Annotated in this window: 17 protein-coding genes and 3 pseudogenes; 10 read left to right on the top strand and 10 right to left on the bottom strand. The window is 59.9% G+C overall.

All coding sequences use genetic code 11. The annotated features are described in order from the left end of the window. Positions 1-51 precede the first annotated feature (51 nt). Together ABEA18_RS10275 and ABEA18_RS10270 are read left to right on the top strand one after the other, a co-directional pair. On the top strand, positions 52-957 hold the full coding sequence (locus tag ABEA18_RS10275) for an alpha/beta hydrolase (protein WP_345449251.1): 906 nt from the start codon (positions 52-54) through the stop codon (positions 955-957). A 213-nt stretch (positions 958-1170) separates the two neighbouring features. Further along, a pseudogene (locus tag ABEA18_RS10270) lies at positions 1171-1523 on the top strand (alcohol dehydrogenase catalytic domain-containing protein). A gap of 1115 nt (positions 1524-2638) precedes the next feature. On the opposite strand, the gene ABEA18_RS10265 reads toward ABEA18_RS10270, so the two are convergent. After that, positions 2639-3535 carry an alpha/beta hydrolase gene (locus ABEA18_RS10265; protein WP_345449250.1) on the bottom strand — a complete coding sequence of 299 codons (897 nt, stop codon included), beginning with the start codon at positions 3533-3535 and terminating at the stop codon, positions 2639-2641. A gap of 560 nt (positions 3536-4095) precedes the next feature. Between ABEA18_RS10265 and ABEA18_RS10260 the strand changes: the two genes are divergently transcribed. Then, positions 4096-5481 (top strand): MmgE/PrpD family protein, encoded by a 1386-nt coding sequence (locus ABEA18_RS10260; RefSeq protein ID WP_345449249.1) that lies wholly within the window; start codon positions 4096-4098, stop codon positions 5479-5481. A gap of 718 nt (positions 5482-6199) precedes the next feature. Here the strand turns inward: ABEA18_RS10260 and ABEA18_RS10255 are convergent. After that, positions 6200-6358 carry a hypothetical protein gene (locus ABEA18_RS10255; protein WP_345449248.1) on the bottom strand — a complete coding sequence of 53 codons (159 nt, stop codon included), beginning with the start codon at positions 6356-6358 and terminating at the stop codon, positions 6200-6202. Positions 6359-7177: 819 nt separating this feature from the next. Here ABEA18_RS10255 and ABEA18_RS10250 point away from each other — a divergent pair. The 4 genes from ABEA18_RS10250 to ABEA18_RS10235 all read left to right on the top strand — a co-directional run bounded on the left by ABEA18_RS10250 (position 7178) and on the right by ABEA18_RS10235 (position 11873). Further along, positions 7178-8275 carry an ABC transporter substrate-binding protein gene (locus tag ABEA18_RS10250; protein WP_345449247.1) on the top strand — a complete coding sequence of 366 codons (1098 nt, stop codon included), beginning with the start codon at positions 7178-7180 and terminating at the stop codon, positions 8273-8275. Positions 8276-8358: 83 nt separating this feature from the next. After that, positions 8359-10089: an ABC transporter permease gene (locus ABEA18_RS10245; protein WP_345449246.1), complete on the top strand. Its 1731-nt coding sequence runs from the start codon at positions 8359-8361 to the stop codon at positions 10087-10089. Further along, positions 10086-11282, top strand: coding sequence for an ABC transporter ATP-binding protein (locus ABEA18_RS10240; RefSeq protein ID WP_345449245.1), 1197 nt, complete (start codon positions 10086-10088; stop codon positions 11280-11282). Before ABEA18_RS10245 ends, ABEA18_RS10240 begins: the two co-directional genes overlap by 4 nt. A 216-nt stretch (positions 11283-11498) precedes the next feature. After that, positions 11499-11873, top strand: a complete 375-nt coding sequence (locus ABEA18_RS10235; RefSeq protein ID WP_345449243.1) for a carboxymuconolactone decarboxylase family protein — start codon at positions 11499-11501, stop codon at positions 11871-11873. A gap of 276 nt (positions 11874-12149) precedes the next feature. Here the strand turns inward: ABEA18_RS10235 and ABEA18_RS10230 are convergent. The 8 genes and pseudogenes from ABEA18_RS10230 to ABEA18_RS10195 all read right to left on the bottom strand — a co-directional run. Then, a pseudogene (locus tag ABEA18_RS10230) lies at positions 12150-12457 on the bottom strand (IS110 family transposase); the annotation flags it as partial. A 509-nt stretch (positions 12458-12966) separates the two neighbouring features. Next, the gene (locus tag ABEA18_RS10225; protein ID WP_345449242.1) at positions 12967-14229 is read right to left on the bottom strand and encodes an MFS transporter; all 1263 of its coding nucleotides are present in this window, start codon (positions 14227-14229) and stop codon (positions 12967-12969) included. Continuing rightward, on the bottom strand, positions 14226-14600 hold the full coding sequence (locus ABEA18_RS10220; protein ID WP_345449273.1) for a MarR family transcriptional regulator: 375 nt from the start codon (positions 14598-14600) through the stop codon (positions 14226-14228). The genes ABEA18_RS10225 and ABEA18_RS10220 overlap by 4 nt, the downstream gene beginning before the upstream one ends. A 278-nt stretch (positions 14601-14878) precedes the next feature. Further along, the gene (locus ABEA18_RS10215; protein ID WP_345449241.1) at positions 14879-15310 is read right to left on the bottom strand and encodes a universal stress protein; all 432 of its coding nucleotides are present in this window, start codon (positions 15308-15310) and stop codon (positions 14879-14881) included. Between the two features lie 218 nt (positions 15311-15528). After that, complete coding sequence (locus tag ABEA18_RS10210) at positions 15529-16131, bottom strand: MFS transporter (RefSeq protein WP_345449239.1); 603 nt, start codon at positions 16129-16131, stop codon at positions 15529-15531. Beyond that, positions 16131-16868 carry an MFS transporter gene (locus ABEA18_RS10205; RefSeq protein ID WP_345449238.1) on the bottom strand — a complete coding sequence of 246 codons (738 nt, stop codon included), beginning with the start codon at positions 16866-16868 and terminating at the stop codon, positions 16131-16133. The genes ABEA18_RS10210 and ABEA18_RS10205 overlap by 1 nt, the downstream gene beginning before the upstream one ends. A gap of 249 nt (positions 16869-17117) precedes the next feature. Beyond that, positions 17118-17645: a cupin domain-containing protein gene (locus ABEA18_RS10200; RefSeq protein ID WP_345449237.1), complete on the bottom strand. Its 528-nt coding sequence runs from the start codon at positions 17643-17645 to the stop codon at positions 17118-17120. Between the two features lie 414 nt (positions 17646-18059). Beyond that, positions 18060-18764, bottom strand: a complete 705-nt coding sequence (locus ABEA18_RS10195; protein ID WP_345449236.1) for a DUF4192 family protein — start codon at positions 18762-18764, stop codon at positions 18060-18062. 393 nt (positions 18765-19157) lie between these two features. Between ABEA18_RS10195 and ABEA18_RS24635 the strand changes: the two are divergent. The 3 genes and pseudogenes from ABEA18_RS24635 to ABEA18_RS10180 form a co-directional block, all read left to right on the top strand. Continuing rightward, positions 19158-19487, top strand: a pseudogene (locus ABEA18_RS24635) (hypothetical protein); the annotation flags it as partial. Positions 19488-19518: 31 nt separating this feature from the next. Next, positions 19519-20055, top strand: coding sequence for an aldehyde dehydrogenase family protein (locus ABEA18_RS10185; RefSeq protein ID WP_345449234.1), 537 nt, complete (start codon positions 19519-19521; stop codon positions 20053-20055). 364 nt (positions 20056-20419) lie between these two features. Beyond that, positions 20420-21046, top strand: coding sequence for a GntR family transcriptional regulator (locus ABEA18_RS10180; RefSeq protein ID WP_345449233.1), 627 nt, complete (start codon positions 20420-20422; stop codon positions 21044-21046).

Here is a 21046-nt window from a genome sequence, read left to right as displayed (position 1 = left end):
CCTGCTAATGAGGCATGGGGGCGCCACCACATCCCGAAGTATTAGGAAAAGATGCAAACAAACCCCGAAACGGCGAAACTCTACTTTCCGGTGGAGATCCCCGCCGAGCAGAATATGCGCTTTGCGGCGCACTTCTTCCCGGCAACAACCAACCGGCGGCGGGTTCTGCAAGTCCTCATCCATGGCAACTCTTACGACCATCGGTACTGGAACGCAGCTACAGTCAACGGAGAGGACTACTCCTACATCGCCTACATGGCCGACCGTGGATACGACTTGCTCGCTGTCGACCTCCCCGGCGTCGGCGAGAGCGACAAGCCAAATGGACACGCCGTTACACTGAACGCCGTGAGTTCTGCGATCAGCGCCATGGTGTCTTCGCTTAAGAAACCAGACGCGATCCAAGGGCTCTCGTTCGACCACGTCGCTCTCATCGGGCACTCTATGGGAGCAGCCATTGCAATACACGCTGAGGCCCGCGCACCGAGCGCTGACTCGCTCATCGTCACGGCTACCGGTTTTTTTCCTGGCAGGCCGAAGTCGGCATGGGCGCCCGGGGCGAGGGAAGCGCTGCTGGCAGCCCCGTACGCCACCGTCGCCAAGGAAAGCCGCGTCAACTTCTATCATCTGCCCCAGGCCGACCCTCAAGTCGTCTTCCATGACAATGAGACCATGAGATGTTCGACTCCGAGCGGACTGTGGGCTGATTGCATCTCTCTTCAGGATGACCCCAACGCCGGGTTTGCCGAGGTCAGATGTCCGGTGCTCATCCAACTCGGCGAATACGACCCCATCTTGCCGGCCAAATTCATCTACCAGGAACGGGCCATCTACCGGGGCTCCTCTGCCGTTACGGTCCATGCAATTCACGACATCGGTCATTCCTTTAATCTGCATCGAAACAGGCACCAAGGCTGGGAACGCATAAGTGACTACCTGCTCGGGCACGTAGCCTGAATTCTTGCCACAAAGTGCACACGAACCCCTTCGTAGGGTCCCTGGGTGCGCCCCATTAAAGTCTGCGGCCTCTACACCACCGCCCTATCTGCAAAGGAGAGAATCGCGTTGCGAGGAGTACTTATTCGCGGCGAGCGTTAATTGGAGTTGGCACCCCTGCCAGACCCCACGCCCAGTGCCAACGAAGTCATCGTCGAGGTGCACGCCTCGGGCATGTGCGGTTCTGACTTGCACACGTACCGTGGGCCCGTATTGACACCCCCTTAATCGGCGGACACGAGCCAGCCGGTGTCGTTGTCGCGGTCGGAATGAATGTGCCGAAAACGTGGCTCGGGAGGCTTGCCATGGTGCATCACTACATCGGTTGCGAAGTGCGCGATCAATGCCGCTCCGGGTGGATGAAACTCGGCGGGAACGGTGCCAAGGCCATGGGCGCACCCGTTCACGGATCGCACGCGGACTTCATTAGTGTTCCCTTCAGCACGATTCTGCCGATGCCCGAAGAGCTGTCATTTCTAGCCGCCGCAGCCATTAGCTGTGGAACGGGCCCTGCCTGGGGGCTCTGAACCGTTGACAACTGCGCGGAAGCGACACGATCGCCATATTCGGCCAGGGACCCGTCGGCTTCGCCGCCACTCAGCTGGCCACTGCTTTGGGCCCACGAGTGATAGCTTTCGACATCTCCCCGAACGACTTGAACATTCCCGCCAGTTCGGCAGTCTTTCTGACAAGGCCTATGTTGCGCTGATCGCGAGGGCCGGGCTGGCCCTGGCCAACCAGCGTGACGGTGGGAACATCGTCCTGCGGATCGGCAGGCTGGGGCTTTCCAAGGTGTATGCGATCACAGTAATGAAGCGGGAAGCCGGGAATGCCCTGGATCTCCAGAAGAATCAGCTAGAGCAGAGCCAGCAAGATGAGGCCTTCCTGACCTTCCTTGACGCAACTTAAGTACTGTCCAGAAAGGTATCCGAGCGGCTCGCAAATTCAGATGCAGCTGAGTTGAATCGCTGGAATCAGAAGTACGGTCCACCATCGTCCATCCACCGGCTCACCCCCGTGGTAATACCGGGTTTCACCTACAACGAGTACACAGGCGCAGCACCTGTCAAGTCAGGGCTCGAGTTGTGGCAAACGGTCAATGAAAGCAAGAACAAGTTGCAGCTAGTTTGCCAAGCAGATGAACTAGTGCTGATCAATTCCCTGACTAACAGCCTTAACGTTGAGACGGGTTCGTTCCCTGATTTTGCGGAGTGCGTTAAAGTAAGTGCGCCCGAGCGGCAGCAACCGGCGTTCCAGCTGGCTTATCAATCGGCTCGTTTGTCGTTGATAAACGCTTACCGGCACGATGTGCTTAATCTCCAGCCACTCCCAAGCGTTGATCCGTTGCCGGCGAAGTGAAATCTTCCAAGCCCCTCGTCCACAGGTCCACGGCAAAAGCTAAATCCTTACGGGCTTTCCCGTGCACCTGCGGACGACGCGACCCAGCTGACCGCTTGCACACATTCACCAGGTCACCAATACAGGTTAGGTGCGGTTCATCTACCCGGTGAACTTGCAGAAGCTGGCTGCGTTGAGTATCTCAACCTGATTTAGGACCACTAAGACGCGGCGGCACCGGGTCGAAGCATGTCTGCATGCGGAAATTTCAGCGGTCCGCTTGCCGTCCGGCTGCCATAAGTGGCTAGTCGGTGAGGCGTTTGCATATACCGCGCCAACTCAACTCTCGATTCAGGTGAAGGTTGAAGCAGTGTCCCATGTCGGGCAACGCGTCGACGATCACTTCGGCAGAGGACTTGTAGCAGGCGCCCTCTTGCTCGCTGTACCTGCCTGGCAGCGTGGGATCAAACTCGCCGAGCTGTATGTAGACGGGGCACCGCACGTCGTAGACGCCGGCGGCCTCGGGCGTATTTGACAAGTAGATCGTGTCGCCCCAAAGTCGGCTTGGAATTGCGGTGCGGAGGGTCTCTTTGTCAAAGGCTATGACAACCGGGTCCGCCTCGGGTTGGTGGTAGTACTTGAGTCGGCTTCGCGGGGGAACCTGAGCGTACGGTTCGTGAAGGAGTGCTTCGCGCTCACCAGGTGCCCATTTGTTCTTGGCGCGGAGGGGGTAGTGGCCCGTCGCAGTGACGATGAGCAAGTCCGCAGCTGGCCAGTTTGCCTCCGCAAAGACCCCAACCATGCTTCCGAGTGAGTGCCCGACCGATACGATGCGATCGAACCGCCGCCCTGGGATTGCGCCTGGGCGACGCAGCGAGTCAATCAGGCAACTTAGCGCCTGTCCAACCGCCTGGACGGTGAATTCGCCCGACTTCGGCTTGTCACTCTCGCCCACTCCGGGAAGGTCAAGGGCAAGCACATCGAACCCGCGGCTCGTCATGAATTGAACGTACGAGTAGTCGCGCCCGTTAATGGTCGGGGCGTCCCAATACCGGTGATCGTAGGAGCATCCGTGAGCCAGTACTTGAAGTACGTTGCGCCGATCGCCCCGAGCAGGATGGAAGAAACCAACGAACTCGGCCGCTGGAGCGCTTTCGATTGGGACGGGAAATGTGATCCGCTCAGGGGCCGTCTGTGTCATTGAGTGTTACCAACTCTCCGGTTTAATACCCCGGCCGGCCTGCGTTAGAGCCGATTGGGCGGCTTGCGCCGTTGGGTACGGAAGGTCACAAGCCAAATCACCCGGGATTCGTAATGGGGGACGTTCATACGTTATATCGAAAGAATAGGCGGGTCAATCATTCGACAACCTCCGACCGTCATTTCTGCAATGTCGCCTCAAGCGCACCGCAGGGACTGTCGCGCGGCGTCGGTGCGGCGCCGGCTAGGCGGCTCGCCGAGCCCGAAAATGGCGCCAACCGCCCACCAAGCCATGCGGGCAGGGAGGTCCTTGACTGAGAGCTGAAGACGAATTACGGTATAAGCGTTCGTATATATGGACGGCGGGGTGTGGCGATGTGATAGTTACGCCCTAGATGAGCAGTAGTGGAACACGGCAGCTCGCCGGGCTCGTTTTGCCTGCAAACCTCCGTTGAGTATCATCTGTGCGCCGCAGCGCTAAGCAGTCCTTCTGATGGCCAGCCTAATGCTGCGGCAACCTAGCGCCCTGCCGCTGCTACCGCATCAACAGAGAGGACTCCCGTGGGACGGGTTACAACCGAACTCGCGACTCACATCGCGACAGCTCAACAGCGCGGCCTTACCGAGGACCTGGCTAATCGCACGAAGCAGCATCTGCTCGACGGCCTGATCGCAGTAATCAGCGGATCAACACTTCGAGCGGGAGCCTTGGGTATCTCCTATGCCAGTCTGCATGGGGGCACCGGGGAATCAACGGTGGCGAGAGGCCCGCGGACGACGCTCGAAATGGCCGCATTCGCTAACGCCATGTCGGCTCACGCCGATGAAACAGATGACGTTAACAATCGAGCTCGGATCCATCCCGGAGCGTCAATCGTTCCGGCAGCACTAGCCGTGGGGGAGGCTATGGACAGTTCAGGTAAATCGCTGCTGGGCGCGATTTCGCTGGGCTACGATGTGGGCTGCGCTGTGAACATTGGCGCCTGGCGAACGCACAGAGATATGGAGAAGTCCGCACGGACGACGCATGCTCCCGGCCAGACCTTCGGCTCGGTCGCTGCAGCAGCGTCGCTCTCTTCCCTGTCGGTCGAACAGGTATGTTTCGCCTTGTCTTACGCGGCACAACAGGTAGGCGGCATTGCGGCCTTCTATGGAGACCCCGAGCATGTGGGCAAGGCATTCGCAAGCGCCGCTATGCAGTCGCACGCGGGGGTGCGGAGCGCGGAACTGGCTAGGATGGGGTTCACCGGCGTCAGCGACATCTTTGACGGGACGCCCAACCCGTTCGACGTCTTCGGGAGCGAGGGGGATCCCGACCGTATGCTTGATGACCTTCGCTCAACCCGGCACATCTTGACGACTGATATCAAGCAATTTCCGGTCGGCGGTCCTATTCAACCCGCGGCCGAGGGCCTCACCCGCATCATAAGGACCGACGGGCTGCGACCCGAGGATGTCGCGAGCATTGAGGTTCGCCTTCCTCGACACGGAGCATATGTCGTGGACAACCGAGATATGCCCGACATCAGCCTTCAATATGTGCTCAGCGTTCTCCTCCTCGACGGCGAAGTGACATTCGAGAACTCGCACGATTATGTGCGTCACGAGAGTGCCGAGGTCCGGGCGATCATGGATCGGATTCGGGTTGTCGCGGATGCTCAACTGGAGCCACCCAGCGACTCTGCTGCCCGAACCTGGCGCGGCATGGTCACCGTTACAACCAAGGACAGGCGCGTGTTCTCTGAGCGCGTTGACGCCTGTCGAGGATCTCACGAGAATCCAATGTCATGGGACGAACTCGCCGCTAAAGCACACATGGCTCTTAAAGGCATCATGCCAGCTGGTCAGATTGACGACCTGACGCAGTGGACCCGCGAGTCCGATTCGGCGGGGAGCTGCCGCGAACTGCGGCCCTTCTTGACGTCGTCGGTGCCGGCAATGGGGTAGGAGCGGTCGACTGCCGACCGTGCTTCGCGCATGGTTGTCGACCGGGTTCTCCAGCCTGATTCGTGGCGCGGTAGCTAGTCACGGCATCCGGGTCCATCATGCCGGAGAGGCTCCGCGCATGCCCGCTCAAGGAGCGGGCCCTTCGTCTGGATCTTCCTCAGGCCCCCTTCGATGGCTTGCCTTGGAAGGGGCCAGTCGAGCCCGGCGAGATTTGACGGAAGGGTCAGTCCCCAAAACGTTCATCTTACCGCTGTAATGCCGCTGCGGTCTGGCTGAACTGGCGGATGGCGGCGAACTGGACAGCGGTCGTAGCCCGACCTCAGAGCGAGAACGACTGATATGTACGTGTGATTGTTATAGTGCGTGGGGAACGGTCCCGGCCGGTTGGCTGGGGCCGCTTCCTTTTGGTGAGATCCGGGGGTTGGTTTGTCCTGGTTCTGACCCTTTATGGGCCGGCATGCCTGCCTGGAAGTGTCAAGCGTGTCGTTGGCGACGGCGCGGTCACTCTGATACGGGCCGGTTGGTTACCGCAGGACGACGTGTTCGGCTGGAGATTCCGCTTGTCTAAGGTCGAGCGTGGCGTGGATGGCTGCTCATAGTGGTCACGCGGGTTAGCTCCATGCGCTGCAACGAACACTTCCGTCGGAGCATGCCGGCAGTGTTTTCCGGCCAGAACTGTGTCGCGCAGGCCGGGGTCGGAGGACGTCGTCGCCAGCGATCAACACCAGACTGCGAGTTCGCGGGCGATCGCGACGTTGGCGATCACGGGGCGTTTCCGGTGTTCCAGATAGGCCAGCCATCGTTCGTGAAGGCGGCGGTTTCCGGGGTCTCCCCGGGCGGCGGCGGTGGCGGATGCCTGGGCCCATCGTTGCCGCATGAGGCTGGGCGGGCGCGGATAGGGTTCGCGTTGGTGCCAGGCCGCCTCGACAAGGGAGCCTGCGGGCGTGACCGTTGCCTGTTTGGTGATCGGGCTCTGGGGATCGTCACTGGCCGGAGGAACGCTTCACGGGATGGGACCAAGCCAAGTTAGGCGCCGCTGGTCAGTCCCGTGAAGCGCTCCCAGTCTCCGATTTCCGCGGCCAAGCCGAACGCGGTCAGCGTGGAAATCCGGCACAGGCTCTCGAGATTCCTCACTACGGGGGTGTAGTGGCCGTCATAAGCCAGTTCCGTGATCGCTGCGGTCGAGGCGATCCCGGCGGTCCAGAACCGTCGTCATAGCGCCCAGACAGGAATCTTAGGCAAGCTGCAGGGGTGGGGAATCGAACTTCCTCACCACACCTGCCGTAGCAACGAACTCCTGCCGGCGTCCCTGCCTAGACCCGGCGACAATGGGCGTATCGGCAAGACCGAACCCGTCAAGACAAAAGCAGTCTGCCCAAGGTTCCGCAAACCTTGTCTCCTCGGCCGTGACTGGAACCTCCACACCTTCAATTGTGGCTCTACCGTGCAGGACCACGGTCCCGGTACGGGCAACCCACGAATCTATTTGAACCGGGGTTCCAGCCCGGGGACCCGTTCATATCTCTAATCAACGTATCCAATTGGGGTAGATGTTTTCTATGAATCGACCTGAACTATTGCCCTCATCACACTCGTGGATGTACGGTAGTTCGAACGCACGTTCATGATGATGTCATTCGCGGACTATTGGCTACTGAGCCTTGGAGTCCGCAGACCCGCTCAAAGAGGAGCTCTAGTGAGAAGTTTTTTCCGGTCAGGTGGAAGGCGCAAACTTGCAGCCTCTGCGATTCTGGTTACCGCAGCGTTGGCGATGGCGGGCTGTGGCAATGGCGGTGCCACCTCCGGTGCCACGGACGTCAAGTCCGGCCCACCAGTGGATGTCCAGGCCTCGGCGTGGAGCTCTCTTGAAAAGAATGCAAACGACGAAGGAGCTCTGACGATCTATTCGTCGATGGGCCAGCAGGAGTCAGAGCCGCGCCTGTACGGGGCATTCAAGAAGGCATATCCAAACATCAAAATCAATATCGTCTTTCTAGGGACCGGTGACCTCATCAACCGGCTGAACCAAGAGATGTCTGGTCAGGTCAAGAGCGCCGACGTTGTAATGCACGCGTCGCCCGGGTGGTTCGCGGATACGTATAAGGCCGGCAACTTGGCGGCGCTTCAGATAAGCCCCGATAACCAGTCGGCGGGCTGGGACAAGATGTTGGACGGCAACAGCTACGCCACGTGGTGGGGCTTCCAGTACCTACTGGGATATGCCAAGTCGCAGCCGGCTCCGCCGACAGACCTTAAGGCGCTGCTTGACGCCAACCCCCATGCAAAGATCGGTCTCGTCAACCCCCATGTCGCTCAGGCAGTCGCCAACGTCTACGAGACGCTCCGGCAGACCTACGGCGACGGGATCCTCGACCAGCTCGCGGCATCAAGCTACACGATCTTTAACAGCAACTCTCAGCTGTCGTCAGCACTCGCCGCGGGATCGGTAGATTACGCCTACCCCGATCAGGTCAATACAACCGGGCCCCTGATTGTAAAAGGCGCGCCGATCGCGCAAGAGGCCACCCAGAAGGCTCAGGCCGGCGCCAATTACAACGTCGCTGTCATAAAGAACGCCCCTCACCCCGACGCGGCGCAGATCTGGGCCAATTTTGTGATGAGCAAGGCCGGGCAAGAGGCCATCGTACAGGACAACGCACCCGCTGGAACGGTTCCGACGAGCGTCCCGAACGCGGTTCCTTGGAAGGCAGTCAACTTCCTTGACGCCACCCAATGGACTACAGACAAGTGGAACGCCTGGATCTCCAAATACTGGACTCCTCGCTTCAAATGATCTACGAGCTGGGAGTCGTGTTGCTGCATCTGCCCCACGGAGCAACACGACTTCTCCAGACCACATAAGACTAGGAAGTTTTCGTGACAGCATTAACAACCCCTACCGGGCGGCAGAGCACGACCGCCGATGAACAGAGCTGGTTCGCTCGCCAGACGGCTCGGCTCGGACTCCCGGGGGTGTGGACAGTGTATGCAGTCGTTCTGGGAGCGGCTGTCATCATACCCATCGCCCTCTTCTTCGCCCCGGCGCTGACAGACGGCGGCTCAGCACTTGATCGTCTGTTACACATCCCGGACATCGGTCAGACCATGGCGACGACCGTGCTGCTCGCGGTGGGAGCGACAATATTGGGGACCGCCTTGTCTGTAGTTCTGGCGGTACTCGCATCGAAAGTGCCCTCAAGGATAAGGTCCGTGGTCGGCATAATCCCACTACTTCCCCTGGTGGTGCCGCCGATTGCATTCGTTTACGGCTGGATCTTCGTCTTCGACCCGCGTGTAGGCTACGCAAACACCCTTCTGAGGGGTCTTCCTTTCTGGAGCCACGCCGACAGCGGCCCCGTGGATATATACACGCTGGGCGGAATCCTGTTTGTCAATACCGTCGAGGTCTCCGCGGTCGTCTTCGCCTTCGTAGACGCCCGGCTCAGAGAAATCAATGGGTCGGTCGAGGCAGCGGCAAGAATCGCAGGCGCATCGCCTTTCCGTAGCTTCCTGACGATCACGCTTCCCCTTCTTCGCCCTGCACTGGTCGCTGGTCTTGTGGTGGCATTCCTTCTGCAGCTGGGACAGTTCACGGCGCCGCTCTTCCTAGGGTCCCGCGACAACATACAGGTCATAACCACCGCGATCTTCCAGCTTCGCGAGGGGTACCCGATTGACTACCCACTTACCGCCGCATTGGGACTTCCGCTCCTTGTCTTCGGCATTATTGCGATCATTGTCCAGCGCAGGGCGGTCGGAGACCAGCGGAAATACGTCACGTTGGGCTCCGGACGCGGGATTGAAGCGAAGCTATCGGGACTGTCCACGGCAGGCCTCGTCGCCTACGGCGTTCTCTTCATAGGCGTGCCGATCGCCGCGGCCGCCCTAGTGGCACTGTCGCCCTACTGGAACGGGCGCTTGGACCAACTGCAGCTCGGCCTGACCAACATCCAACAGGCCTTCGCGGACCCGACGGTGCCGGATGCAATTTTCAACGGGCTTGAAGCTTCCATCACCGCATCGCTGATTGTAACGGCACTGGGATTCATCGGCTCGTTGGCGATCAGCGGCGTCTTGCCGGCGCCACGATTGATCGTGCGAGTGATTGACTTTATCTTCATCGCGCCTCTTGCTGTTCCTCGAGCACTACTTGGTGTGGTCGTGCTCTTCGTCTTCATCCAGCCGCCCTTCAACCTCTATGGGACGCTGACCATCTATATAATCGGCTACATCTTCGTAGCCCTGCCGTTGTCGATGCGATCGCAGTACTCGAGTCTGATTGGTGTGCAGTCCTCGCTCTTCGAAGCTTCACGCATATGCGGCGCTAGCCAGTTGAGGACAGTCGCAGGAATTGCTGTGCCGGTCGCATTCCGGGGAATGGTTGCTTCATTTGCCATGTCCTTCGTTTTTCTTTCGAATGACGTTGCAGTATCGCTGATGATTCAAGCACCGGGCAAGGAGGTTGTCGGCACAAAGCTCTACACCTTGGAGCAAGCCGGTACTGTTCCAGAAATTGCCGTCCTAGCCCTGGTGATGACCGTGATCACCGCAGCAATTCTATCTATCACTTTTGCCCTTGCCGGTCGATCTGCCTTGGAGAACCTATGAGAATCACAGCCGAAGCGCAAGCCAAACAGGCAGTCGCCATGAACGAAAAAGCCAAACACGACGCGCAGCCGACGCGTGCCGTGGCCGCAACCTTGGCGGGGGTGGGCAAGACGTTCACATCCAAGGGACGCCAGGTCGACGCCCTGCAAGGCATAGATCTTACGGTCCGTGAGGGTGAGTACGTCGTAGTTCTCGGTCCCAGCGGGTGCGGCAAGTCAACCCTAATACGCTGCATCGCCGGCCTTGAGAGCCCAACCGCTGGCACGATCGAATTGGGCGGCAAAACGGTCTACGACGCCGAGCGTAGCATCACGACAAGCATGCACAAGCGAGACGTTGGCATGGTTTTCCAGAACTACGCGTTGTGGCCGCACATGACCATCCAAAAGAATGTGGCGTATCCGCTTAAGATGCGTCGAGTGCCGAATGCAGAACGCGTCAAGCGTGTCGCCGAGGTGTTGGAGGTTCTTGCATGCGATCACTTGGCGGGCCGTCTTCCGGCCGAGTTGAGCGGAGGCCAGCAGCAGCGCGTCGCTCTTGCGCGAGCTCTGGTGTATGAACCTGCGCTCCTCCTCCTCGATGAACCGTTGAGCAACCTCGACGCTCTCCTAAAGGTCTCGCTCCGCTCCGAGTTGCTAAGGCTCCACCGCCTGCTGGGATACACCGGTATTCACATCACGCACGACCAGGAGGAAGCGTTGGAGATGGGCGATCGTGTTGTCCTCATGCGGGAGGGGAAGATCGAACAGATGGGGCCTCCCGAAGAGGTCTACCGGCGCCCGGTCTCGCCGTACGCCGCCAACTTCCTCGGCGTTCGCAACCGGGTGAAGGTCACGCTTTCGGGCGGGCACCTTGAACACAACGGGCGCATTCTCGGAACTACGAAACTGACCAACCGGATTCCAAGCGGCCAGGAGGGGCTCGAGCTCTTCGTCCGGGCCCGCGACACCCACGTGGTACGCGGGCCAGCCGTGGAGGACGGTGCCTCTGATCAAATCAAGGTCGAAGGGACGATCGCCCAAGTGGTTCTCGGCGACGGGGGCAGACGGCAGTACGTCGTTGATATCGGGGGGCATTTCTGGTACGCCCAACACCCAGAATCCGAGGGCTTAACTCCCGGGGAGTCGGTTCACGTGCGAGTTCAGTCAGACATGGCCCTGCTGTATCAGGGCGACAATCTGATCGATCTCTAAGCTCGATCCATGTTGTCGGTCCGCAACACTGCACCGACCTCGGCATGCGGGAGAGGGCCGGTCGCGAGGGACTGGAGTCCTACCAAATCGTAAGCACTCCCGCGAGGCTTCGAACCGGCATTGCGTACCAGTCGACGCTCGCATCCACATAAGTGCGAAGCCGATATACATACGGCCGCGTACGAGCTTGGAATTAAGATTTAGAAAGGTGACATCATGAGCACGGACCGCTACGAAACAGGCGTCAAGATTAGGCGCGAAGTCAACGGCGATGAGGTCGTGGACCGTATCCTGAATGACACAGACGAATTCTCTCGTCCGATCCAGGATTTGGTCACGGAATACTGCTGGGGCGAGATCTGGGGCCGGCCTGGACTTGATCGTCGCAGCCGGAGCATTCTGAACATTGGAATGCTCGCAGCAATGGATCGCCCTGACGCTTTGGCGGGGCACATCCGATCCGGGCTCGTGAACGGACTTACTCGAGAAGAAGTCCAGGAATGCTTGCTGCAAGTAGCTGTCTATGCCGGAATGCCGGCGGGCCTTGCTGCCTTCAAAGTCGCTCGAGAGGTCCTCGGGGACGACAGCTAGGTCAAGATCATGCGCGGCTGGAGAAGTTGATGGAACAAAATCCCGAAACTTCTGCAGCCGCGCTTCTTTGAAACTCTGAGCTGAGGGCGCCTGCCCGGCAAATGTGTAAGCTCGCCCCGAGATCCGCGAAGGAAATGAGCCGCGGTGTCGATCGCTGGCCACCAAAAGCACGGTGGCCGCGCGCCACCCGCACCGAGAAACTACCTGCGTGCCATGAGTCAGGACGGAGAAGGACCCACAGCCACTGCAGACCTAAGCGTGCCCCTATGCTTTTCGTCAAGCGGCTGTGGGTGTTTTTGGTTGATAGATGGAGCCATCGCGGAGCATCGCATGGAGGGTGTCGCTGCGGCGTCGGGCGAGGGCAATGAGGGCTTGTTTATGTCTTTTGCCTACGGCGCGTTTGCGGTCGTAATAGGCGCCTGAGAGCGGGTCTTTGAGCGCTGCGAACGCGGAGAGGTAGAGGGTGCGTTTAGGACTTTGTTGCCCGTGTGGGAGGCGACTCCGGTGAGGATCCGTGCTGCGGTCCCGATGCCCACTGCCGACAGAGACATTAGGACCGAGTGAAGAGGGTGGGTCGCCACGAGAAGTCAACCGCGGGCTGGGGTTCGCGCAGTTAGTCGAACGATAAGTCTCGCACCGGACGACAGGCGATCAGGTAGCGGTCGATGAGCTTCTCGCAGTTGGGCCAGGCGGGGCCGGAGAACAGCTCGATCGCGGCCGGAGCATCCTCGCCGAGCACGCCGTGGGATTGAAGCAGATGGTAGAACGGCGGACTGGTGGCGCGCGCTTCCTAGCCGGAGGATACGCGCAGCCCTGCCGCGGCTTCCAGCATCTGGACGCAATCACCGACCCTGACCTCGCTGACCGGCCAACCCTTGGCGGCCGAATGTTGGTGAAAGTAGCTGTGTCCTGGCCAGCTAGCGTGGCAATCGACAACACGCTCATCCCAGCAGGACCCCGGACTTCCGTCTTATTGACGATACCGAACCATGCCCCGCCAAACACGCAGAGCTATGAACGCTGGAGCAGAATCAGCGGCGTCAAGTTGAGCATGCCATCCTAGGACACTTCTTTGCCTATGACGGTGGCGTTTTTAGGAGGTGCGAGCTGTGCTCTTGCCCCGGGAACGCTGTGCTGAATGTGCACGGAAAGTCAAGGGGCTGCTCCGCTTGATGGCGATGACGAAGTAGCTGGCTGTCAGCGTCACGATGGTGCCGCCGGTGGCCACGGCCCAGCGGGCGCCGAATTGCGTTCCGACCCATCCCGTCAGCGGTGCTCCGAGTGCGGTTCCGCCTTGCAGGACGGCGAGGTAGAGGGCAAGCACCCGGCCGCGGAATTGTGGGTCCACGGAAAGTTGAATGCTGGTGTTGCAGCTGTTGAGGAAGGTGATGGAGGCCAGGCCTACGGGGATGAGGAGTGCGCCGTAGAGCCAGAACGACGGCGCTATGCTGGCAATCAGCGTGAAGAGCCCCAATCCCAACGCGCCGCCGATCAGGTAACGCAACCGTGGGCCGGACCTTCGGGCCGCGAGGAGGGCGCCAACGAGTGTCCCTACGGCCATGATGGAGCCCAGGAAGCCGAATTCTCCGGGGCCCATGTGGAATTCGGCCGTGGCCATGAGTGCGTTGGTGATAGGAAAGCTCATGCCGAAGGCGCCGAGCATCCCGACCATGACGAACATGCGGGCCAGGTCCGGGCGCCGCCGCACATAGCCCAGGCCCTCGACCACCGGGTGCTTGTCTTGGGTTGCCGGGGTGGCCGGGGCCAGTTCAGAGGTGCGGATCCGCAACAAGGAGACCAGGACGGCCGCGAAGCTGGCGGCGTTGAGGAGGAAGATCGGTCCGGTGCCGATCCAGGCAATGACCACTCCGGCGATGGCTGGTCCAGTGAGCCTGGCGGTGTTTAACGATGCCGAGTTCAGGGACACCGCGTTGGCGACGTGTTCTGGGCCCACTAATTCCGAGACGAAGGCCTGACGAGCCGGCCCGTCAACGGCAGCGGCAAGTCCCAAACACATGGCGGCAGCATAGGCCTGCCAGAGCTGTATCGAACCGGTCACCACCAGAAGTCCCACTGCCAGCGCGCAAAGTCCCATGGCTGTTTGTGTCCACAGCAGGATTGTGCGTTTCCGGAAACGGTCTGCGAGGACTCCTGCGTAGGGGCCGAAGAGCAGCATTGGGAGGAACTGAAGCCCAGTGGTGATCCCGACGGCGGTCCCGGAGTGGTCGGTGAGGACCGTCAGAACGAGCCAGTCCTGCGCCACCCACTGCATCCAGGTGCCGATGTTGGACACGAGTGCCCCTCCTGCCCACAGCCTGTAGTTGCGGTTCTCAAGCGAGCGGAACATGGCGTTCATTTCTCGCTCAATCGCTGCATGATGTGGGCGGCGCGGCTGAGGATGAGGCGGTCTTCTTCGCTCAACCCGGCCACCCGCTGCGCCAGCCAGGCGTTGCGCTGTTCGCGGGCTTCAGCGAGGACATCCTCACCGGCCGGAGTGATACCCACCTGTATCTGGCGCCCGTCTCTGGGGTGGGCTGTCCGCGTGGCAAAGCCCTGATCGGTCAGGGCGTTGACGATCCGGGTCATCGACGGCGCCTGTACGTGTTCGCGTTCGGCTAGTTCGCGAAGGGTCTGCGGGCCGTAGCGCAGTTGGGCCAGGACCGTGTATTGCCCCGGCGTAACGACATCACCGGTCGCCTCGACGCGGAGCCTGCGGGATGTGCGCATCACCGCCGTCCGGAGGTCAATGGCCAGAACATCCGGTCTGATTATGTCACCGGGCCCGTGATCTGTGGCCGTGGTTGTGGTCAATGAACTTCCTCGTGCCTACTTGAATTTACTTAGCGATGCTAATTAGCCCTGCTAACCACTATTGCAGGATAGGATCACGGTGGCAATCCGTGTAGTCCAACTGTGAATCGAATATCCGATTCACGCTAAGGGTTGAAGCGCTCGCCCAGTCGTTCTTCCTGATCCAGTCAAGCACCCGCTCGAGTCGCGCAAAGTCAGTCGGCCTCATATGTGTTAGCTATATAGACATCACAGGGGGAGTTGTGTGCCACGCTATTAGCGACGCTGCCTAGGACGCGGCCTATGCCCTGCATCCTGCGGTTTCCCACCACGATAATGCGTGCATCCATCCGCTGTGCTTCCTTGATGAGGGCGTCCGCGGGTCTACCACGGACAGCAGAGAAGGTCACTTTGATGCCCCGCCCCAACAATGACTCTGCAACCGTCCGGGCAACGTGCTCAGCAGCGCCGGCGGCGGAGACAATCAATTGGTCACTGCCGCTGCCAAAAACTTCCGCGCGGTCGCTGTCGAAGGCGGACACCACATGGAGTGAGGCCTCAAGGGCAGCTGCCAGATCCCGCGCCGATTCCGCGGCCTTCTTCGCGGTTCTGCTGGCGTCAACGCCTACTACGATGATCCCGCTCATCTGTACGCTCCTTTTCTGGTTGTGAGAACTCATGCCAATCGGATATGAAACAATTCCACCGGACCGCGCTCACGGCGGCCTGTGACCCTGCGCCAACAAAAAGCGGTGCTGTCCTACATGTGAACGCCGTGGTGTCGGGCACGGACCAGCGCGCCGCGACTGACCCGCGCAGCGCTGCTTGGTGACAGTTCACCACTCGCGAGCAGCCTGTTCGACCATCACCTGCCGGATGGCGTCGGCAACACCAGGCCCGGCTCAGCGGCCGCTGGCTCCTCTCCGGGGATTTCGAGTTCACGTCTTGTGGTCGACCACAGTGCGAATGCTGCGCTGGCGGCAAGGACGACGAATACAGAAGCCAACAAATACATTGTCTGCGGCGGAATAATTGAAAGCACGTAACCGACGAGAAGTGGCACGAGGATGGTGCCGACTCGGCTAAGACCCATCATCAGCCCCTCCGCACGTGCCCGAATCAGTGTTGGATAAAGGCGTGTGCAACTTGCCAGATAGGCCGCCTGAACTGCCTGCAGGCTCATGCCAAGGAGGACGGCCGCGGCGATTGCGGCACCGTTCGTGAGCGTCAGTGCGAACGCGAGCTGCGCTATGGCCGCGATGGCTGCAGCTATCCAGCAGACTTTCGTGGGGGAGACCCTCAGGACGATGAGTGTGAACAGTATGGCAGCTACGAAGGTGCCGATGCTGATCATCGTGCCGACGAGTGTGCCTGTCTCTGTGCTTCCGCTCGCCGTCGAGACCAGCTGCGGCGTCCAGGTGATAACAAAGTAGATAGCGGTGGAACTTGCGGTGTATCCAATCCACATCAGCAGGGTCCTGCGCCGGTAGCGGGGCGACAGGACGCCGCTTTCCGCGTCGTTCGGCTCTCCGCCTCGGTCGTTTGTGGCGTTTTGGTTAGATCTACATCGCCTAGGCGCATGCGAGCAACAATTCGCGCTACGCGCCGTTCTGCATCTCGCGGCTTGCGGTTGACGAGGTAGCCCAAGCTTTCGGGCAGGGACACATAGACAATCAGGAAGACCACGAAGCTGAGTAGTGCCCCGAACCAGTAGAGCGCCTGCCAGGCCCCACCGAAGGAACTAATCGCGAGAAGCCCGATCGCACCGCCGAGCGTGCTGCCAACCGGAAAGCCGAGCGCCACGATTCCCACACAGAAGCTCCGGCGGGACTCAGAGGCATACTCATCGGCGAGCACGAACGATAGCGGCGTCACGGTCCCGACTGCTACGCCGGTGACGAGCCGGCCCGCCAGCGCCAGTTCCATCCATGGTGCCGCGGCAGTGGCGGCCATAGCCAGCGTGGAGACTAAAAGGCTAAGGACGATGAGGTTCCTGCGTCCCACCTGATCCGCAAGAGGACTAAGGACGATAGATCCGAAGGCCATTCCAACGAAGCCAAGGCTGATTAGCAGGCCCTTTTCCTCAGCCGTGGCGAATGTCGCGGGAAGGTGAGGAAGCGCGTACGACGCGAGCAGCAGATCGAGTCCGTCGATCACGTTGCATAGCAAGCACAAGAATACCGCGTACCAGCGACCCGTGCTCATTAGATTGCGCCTCAAAGCAGTTATGACGTCCATGCGCTCTGTCTTTCTTCCAATTGGCTCCGTGGGAAGCCCAGTCGTCCGGGTAGAGACGTTCTATCCCTGAAGTTGAATCGCGAGGTGGAGCTCGCGTGGTGACGGCCCCACCGTGGCTCTACCTTTTTTGATCCCCCAGCATTGCGCGCTTCTGCGTCGCGAGGTACCCTTCGCACCCTGCCGGATGGGTAGAGGTGTTTCAGTTCCGGCGGCCTGTTATTCGGCCGAAATCATGATGGATTGAACTGTCACCGGTCTATCTGTCCGATTGCACCAGGCATGCTTAACGCCGCGCATGATGATCGTGTCGCCCGCTCGAAGGACTTTCTCCTCGGTTTCCGTGACCGCGACAATTTCGCCGTTCAGCACAGTAACGATGTCTACAGAATCGGTGAAATGAAAGCCAGGGACGCCGCCGCTCTCTTCAAGAGGCACCGTTCCGCGAAGTTGCCCCTTGGAGTCTGAGTAGCCCAGCGTCTGGTCCCACTCTGAGTCCGGAGCGAAAGTCGCCTGTCGGAATACCAGTCCGCCGTTGGGCGGTTCTGTGACTACTCCATCGTTGATGCCGTCAGCGTCATTGTATGAGACGGGCAGGTCGCTAATGCGCCAGATGTCGCATTTTGTGATGCCTGGCCCGGGCAGTCGGTGTGGAGTCAATCCGTCGCTGACAAAGCACGATTTGCCGTCAGCGTTGACCCCTGTTATGACCCGTCGAGCTTGGGCTTGAAGATGTTCTCCGGTCACACCGGCTCCTCTCTCGTGTCCGCATCCTCGTCGACACACAAGACAACGCGCATCGGCGAGCTCTATCATCTGCCATCGTACGTAAATACGAACAGTTGTTCAGCATTAGCTTCCGAGCGACTCTACTGACACACGCCCCTCACGTCAAGGGGTCCCGCGATGCTCACTGAAATCCCCGCGCGACGGACACGTTGCCCCACTTGAATACCCCGGCGTAGCGGCGTGGCGGTCGTTGCTGGCGACGGTTCCAGGCTGTGCACGCTTACAAGGCGCTAACGATGGCCGAGCGGCAAGCCGTGACGAAGCGATCGCCAAAAGATGCCTGACCTGCGGAAGCGTCTCTGTAGCTACGGAACGGAAGCTCTCCCAGCTACCTCTAATCCCATGTATTGACCGTCTATAGTCGACGGTTCGTCAATCCATTCCAAGCCCCCGCATCCGGTACGCCGTGTTCTTGTCCATGTTCCACCCAGCCAGCATGCCGTAGCTCAGGAGTTGGTCGCTGAGTCTAGCGAGGCGGTACCCGGGATCCGCTTCGAGGGCGAGTTCTAGGAATTGGTGGGCTTTGCTGCCGCGGCCTTCCCACCAGTTGATGTACCCGATAGCAGTGAGCAGGGGTGCTGAGTGTTTGGTACTGCTGTGGGTGCAGGCGTGGAGCAGTATTTGCTGTGCCCATTCGACACGGTCCCACTGTGGCCTCCCGGGTGTTTGGGCGAGCAGGATTTGTTCCATGGGGCCGTGGACGCCGGGGATGTCGGCCATCAGCTGGTCGCGGATGGCGGCGAACTGGAAGTTCGCGATCAGAGCGACGACCTGGTCATCGTTCGGGTAGGTTTTGGCCTCGAGGATTCCTGCCCACAGGGTGCGGGCCTTTTCGATTGCGCTGTGGTCGTGACACCTCCCGACCAATTCGATGTGGGCCTCGACGGCGTCGAACGTCGTCTCCTTGTTTGAGGCCGGCGGGGTGATCCGGCCGGTTCGTGCGACGGCGCTTCCACGATAGACAAGTTCGGCGTTGATTTCGCTGGAGTCGATCATCGACAGAGGCAGAACACGATCAAGGCTGGGCTCGTCGTCGTACGGTGAAACGGTCTGGTCGCCGACGAGGAAGACCGTCACGGATGGTGATGTGCCGCTCCGCCAAAGCGCCGGTCATGGCGGCGATGACACCTACAAACGGTTTCTCACGGCCGGCTGTCGGGTCGGTGATCAGAATTCGCCGATGTCAGAGTCCCACGACCTTTGCTCGGGAAAGGAACCGGCAGCATCAGGTGGCAGCTCCAACAGTGCGGGCAGCGACCGATAACCATGTGCCGTCAAGTACGGCTGGCGGATCACGAGAGAGGCGCGGCACTCAGTGCATAAGGACTTGCGGTTCACGTTCGGTAACATCCAAACCGATGGAGACAGCTACTACTAAAGCTGAATGGCGTTGAGCGCACGGATAGGGACGACGCTCCCGACGTAGTGGAGAGCGACCTGAAAGATATCAGCGCCACACACCTGCGGCAGATGTATCGAAGACTTCCGAAACACCAAGGGCTAGATTACATCCCCGATATGGTCATCCACCCGAGCGAGACGTCAGAGTTTGACCTTCGCGATCTCCCGGAACTAACGCCCTCCGATGTGAAATTCTCGTTTGAGGGAGGAGAAATCCTGCTAGTGATCGAGTGCTATCTAACGATTCCAAGCTATGACAACGAGGGCACTGGACTCCACATAACAGTGCTGAACGCTCCCCGGCGTCATCAATGTCGTTACCGGTCCCGGAAGGACAAAGCGGTGCCAGGAGCCGCGATGGGCGTCTTCTCCAACTCCGGCCAGATCTGCTTCGCCGGCACCCGGGTGCTCGTCCAGAGGTCCATCGTCAATGCGTTCACCGAACGGCTGCTGGCTTTCATTGGATACCCTGCGGGTCGGGCACAGCCTGGACACCGCCGCCACCATGGGCCCCGTCGTCAACCAAACCCAATTGGACACCGTGCTGTCCTACATCGACATCGGCCGGAACGAAGGTGCCGAACTGCTCTGCGGCGGCCAACGGCTCGAAGGCGAACTAGGGAACGGGTACTTCATGCAGCCGAGCGTCTTCGGCGGCGTGACCAACGAGATGCAAATCGCCCGCGAAGAGATTTTCGGACCGGTTCTGTCGATTATTCCGTTCGACGACGTGGACGAGGCGATCGCTATCGGGAATGACAGCGAATACGGTCTCGGCGGGGCTGCGTGGTCACAAAGCCTGTCCACTGCTCTGCGAGTGGTCCAGGGTGTCCACACAGGCACGATGTGGGTGAACTGCTACGGCTACATCGATCCGCTGGTCGGATTCAGTGGAACAAGGCTCAGTGGGTATCGTGTTACAAGGGCACCGCATGCATGCAACCCTGAGCAAGGGCATCACCTGTGAGCAAGAAAAAGTGATTCATCCCGCATCGCCTGCCTACGACTTTCTTCTGCGGGCGATGGACCAGTAACGTCCGGCCGTGTCGCCGTCATTTGACCACAAGTGCCTCCGAGCCCGGTCCCCGGCCGAGACCCCTACGTCGAACTCTCTGGCTGGTCGGTGTTGATTGTCAACTCTTTACAATCCTCCTGCCGTCGTGCTGCACGTGACTCACGGCTTCCTTCGGTTTTCCGGAGAGAGCAAGAAAAGGCTCAATGAACGAGCACCCAGCCCGAAGGGCCTGCCAGTTGCCCTACCGTGCTGAGCAAGCCCGGTCATACATTGCCGGAAGCGTAAAGAAATGAATAACAGACCAGGCCTTGCCCCCATGACCCCCCAATCAACTTCAGCCAACATCGCCGAGAAGTTGCGCGAACGGATAGTTGACGGCTACTTTGCCCCTGGCCAGCAGATCAACGAGACGCGAGTGTCAAGCCAGCTCAACCTTTCCCGTGGGCCGCTCCGGGAGGCGCTGCAGCGCTTGAGCCAGGAAGGGCTGCTTGTAAGCAAGCCCAACCGCGGTGTTTTTGTGGTCGATCTCACCGCACGTGACGTAGACGAGATCTACGGCGTCCGCGAGATTCTCGAACTCGGCGCTGCCGAAATCATCACAGCTCAGTCGGCGGCTCGGAGAAAGCAAGTGTCCGAAAGGCTTCTTGCGGTTGCGACGAAGCTGTCGGAAGCGGCTGCTGCCGATAACTGGCTCCGCGTCTCCAAGCTCGACCTGGAGTTCCATACGACTCTCGTGTCAGAGTCCGGAAATTCGCGGTTACTTCGTGCCTACAGGACTTTGGCCACTGAATCGCTGATCTGCATGACAAATCTCAAGCAGGCATACCCGACTCCGGCCAGTTTGAGCCATCACACTGTCATGGCCGAACTAGTCGCTACCGGGTCCATGGCAGAAATACGCGCGGCATTCCACCGTCACCTTTCTGTCTCGACTTCCGGCTGA

It is taken from the genome of Arthrobacter gyeryongensis (assembly GCF_039543785.1).
GTDB lineage: Bacteria > Actinomycetota > Actinomycetes > Actinomycetales > Micrococcaceae > Arthrobacter > Arthrobacter gyeryongensis.
This window is presented reverse-complemented; position numbering and strand designations above follow the sequence as displayed.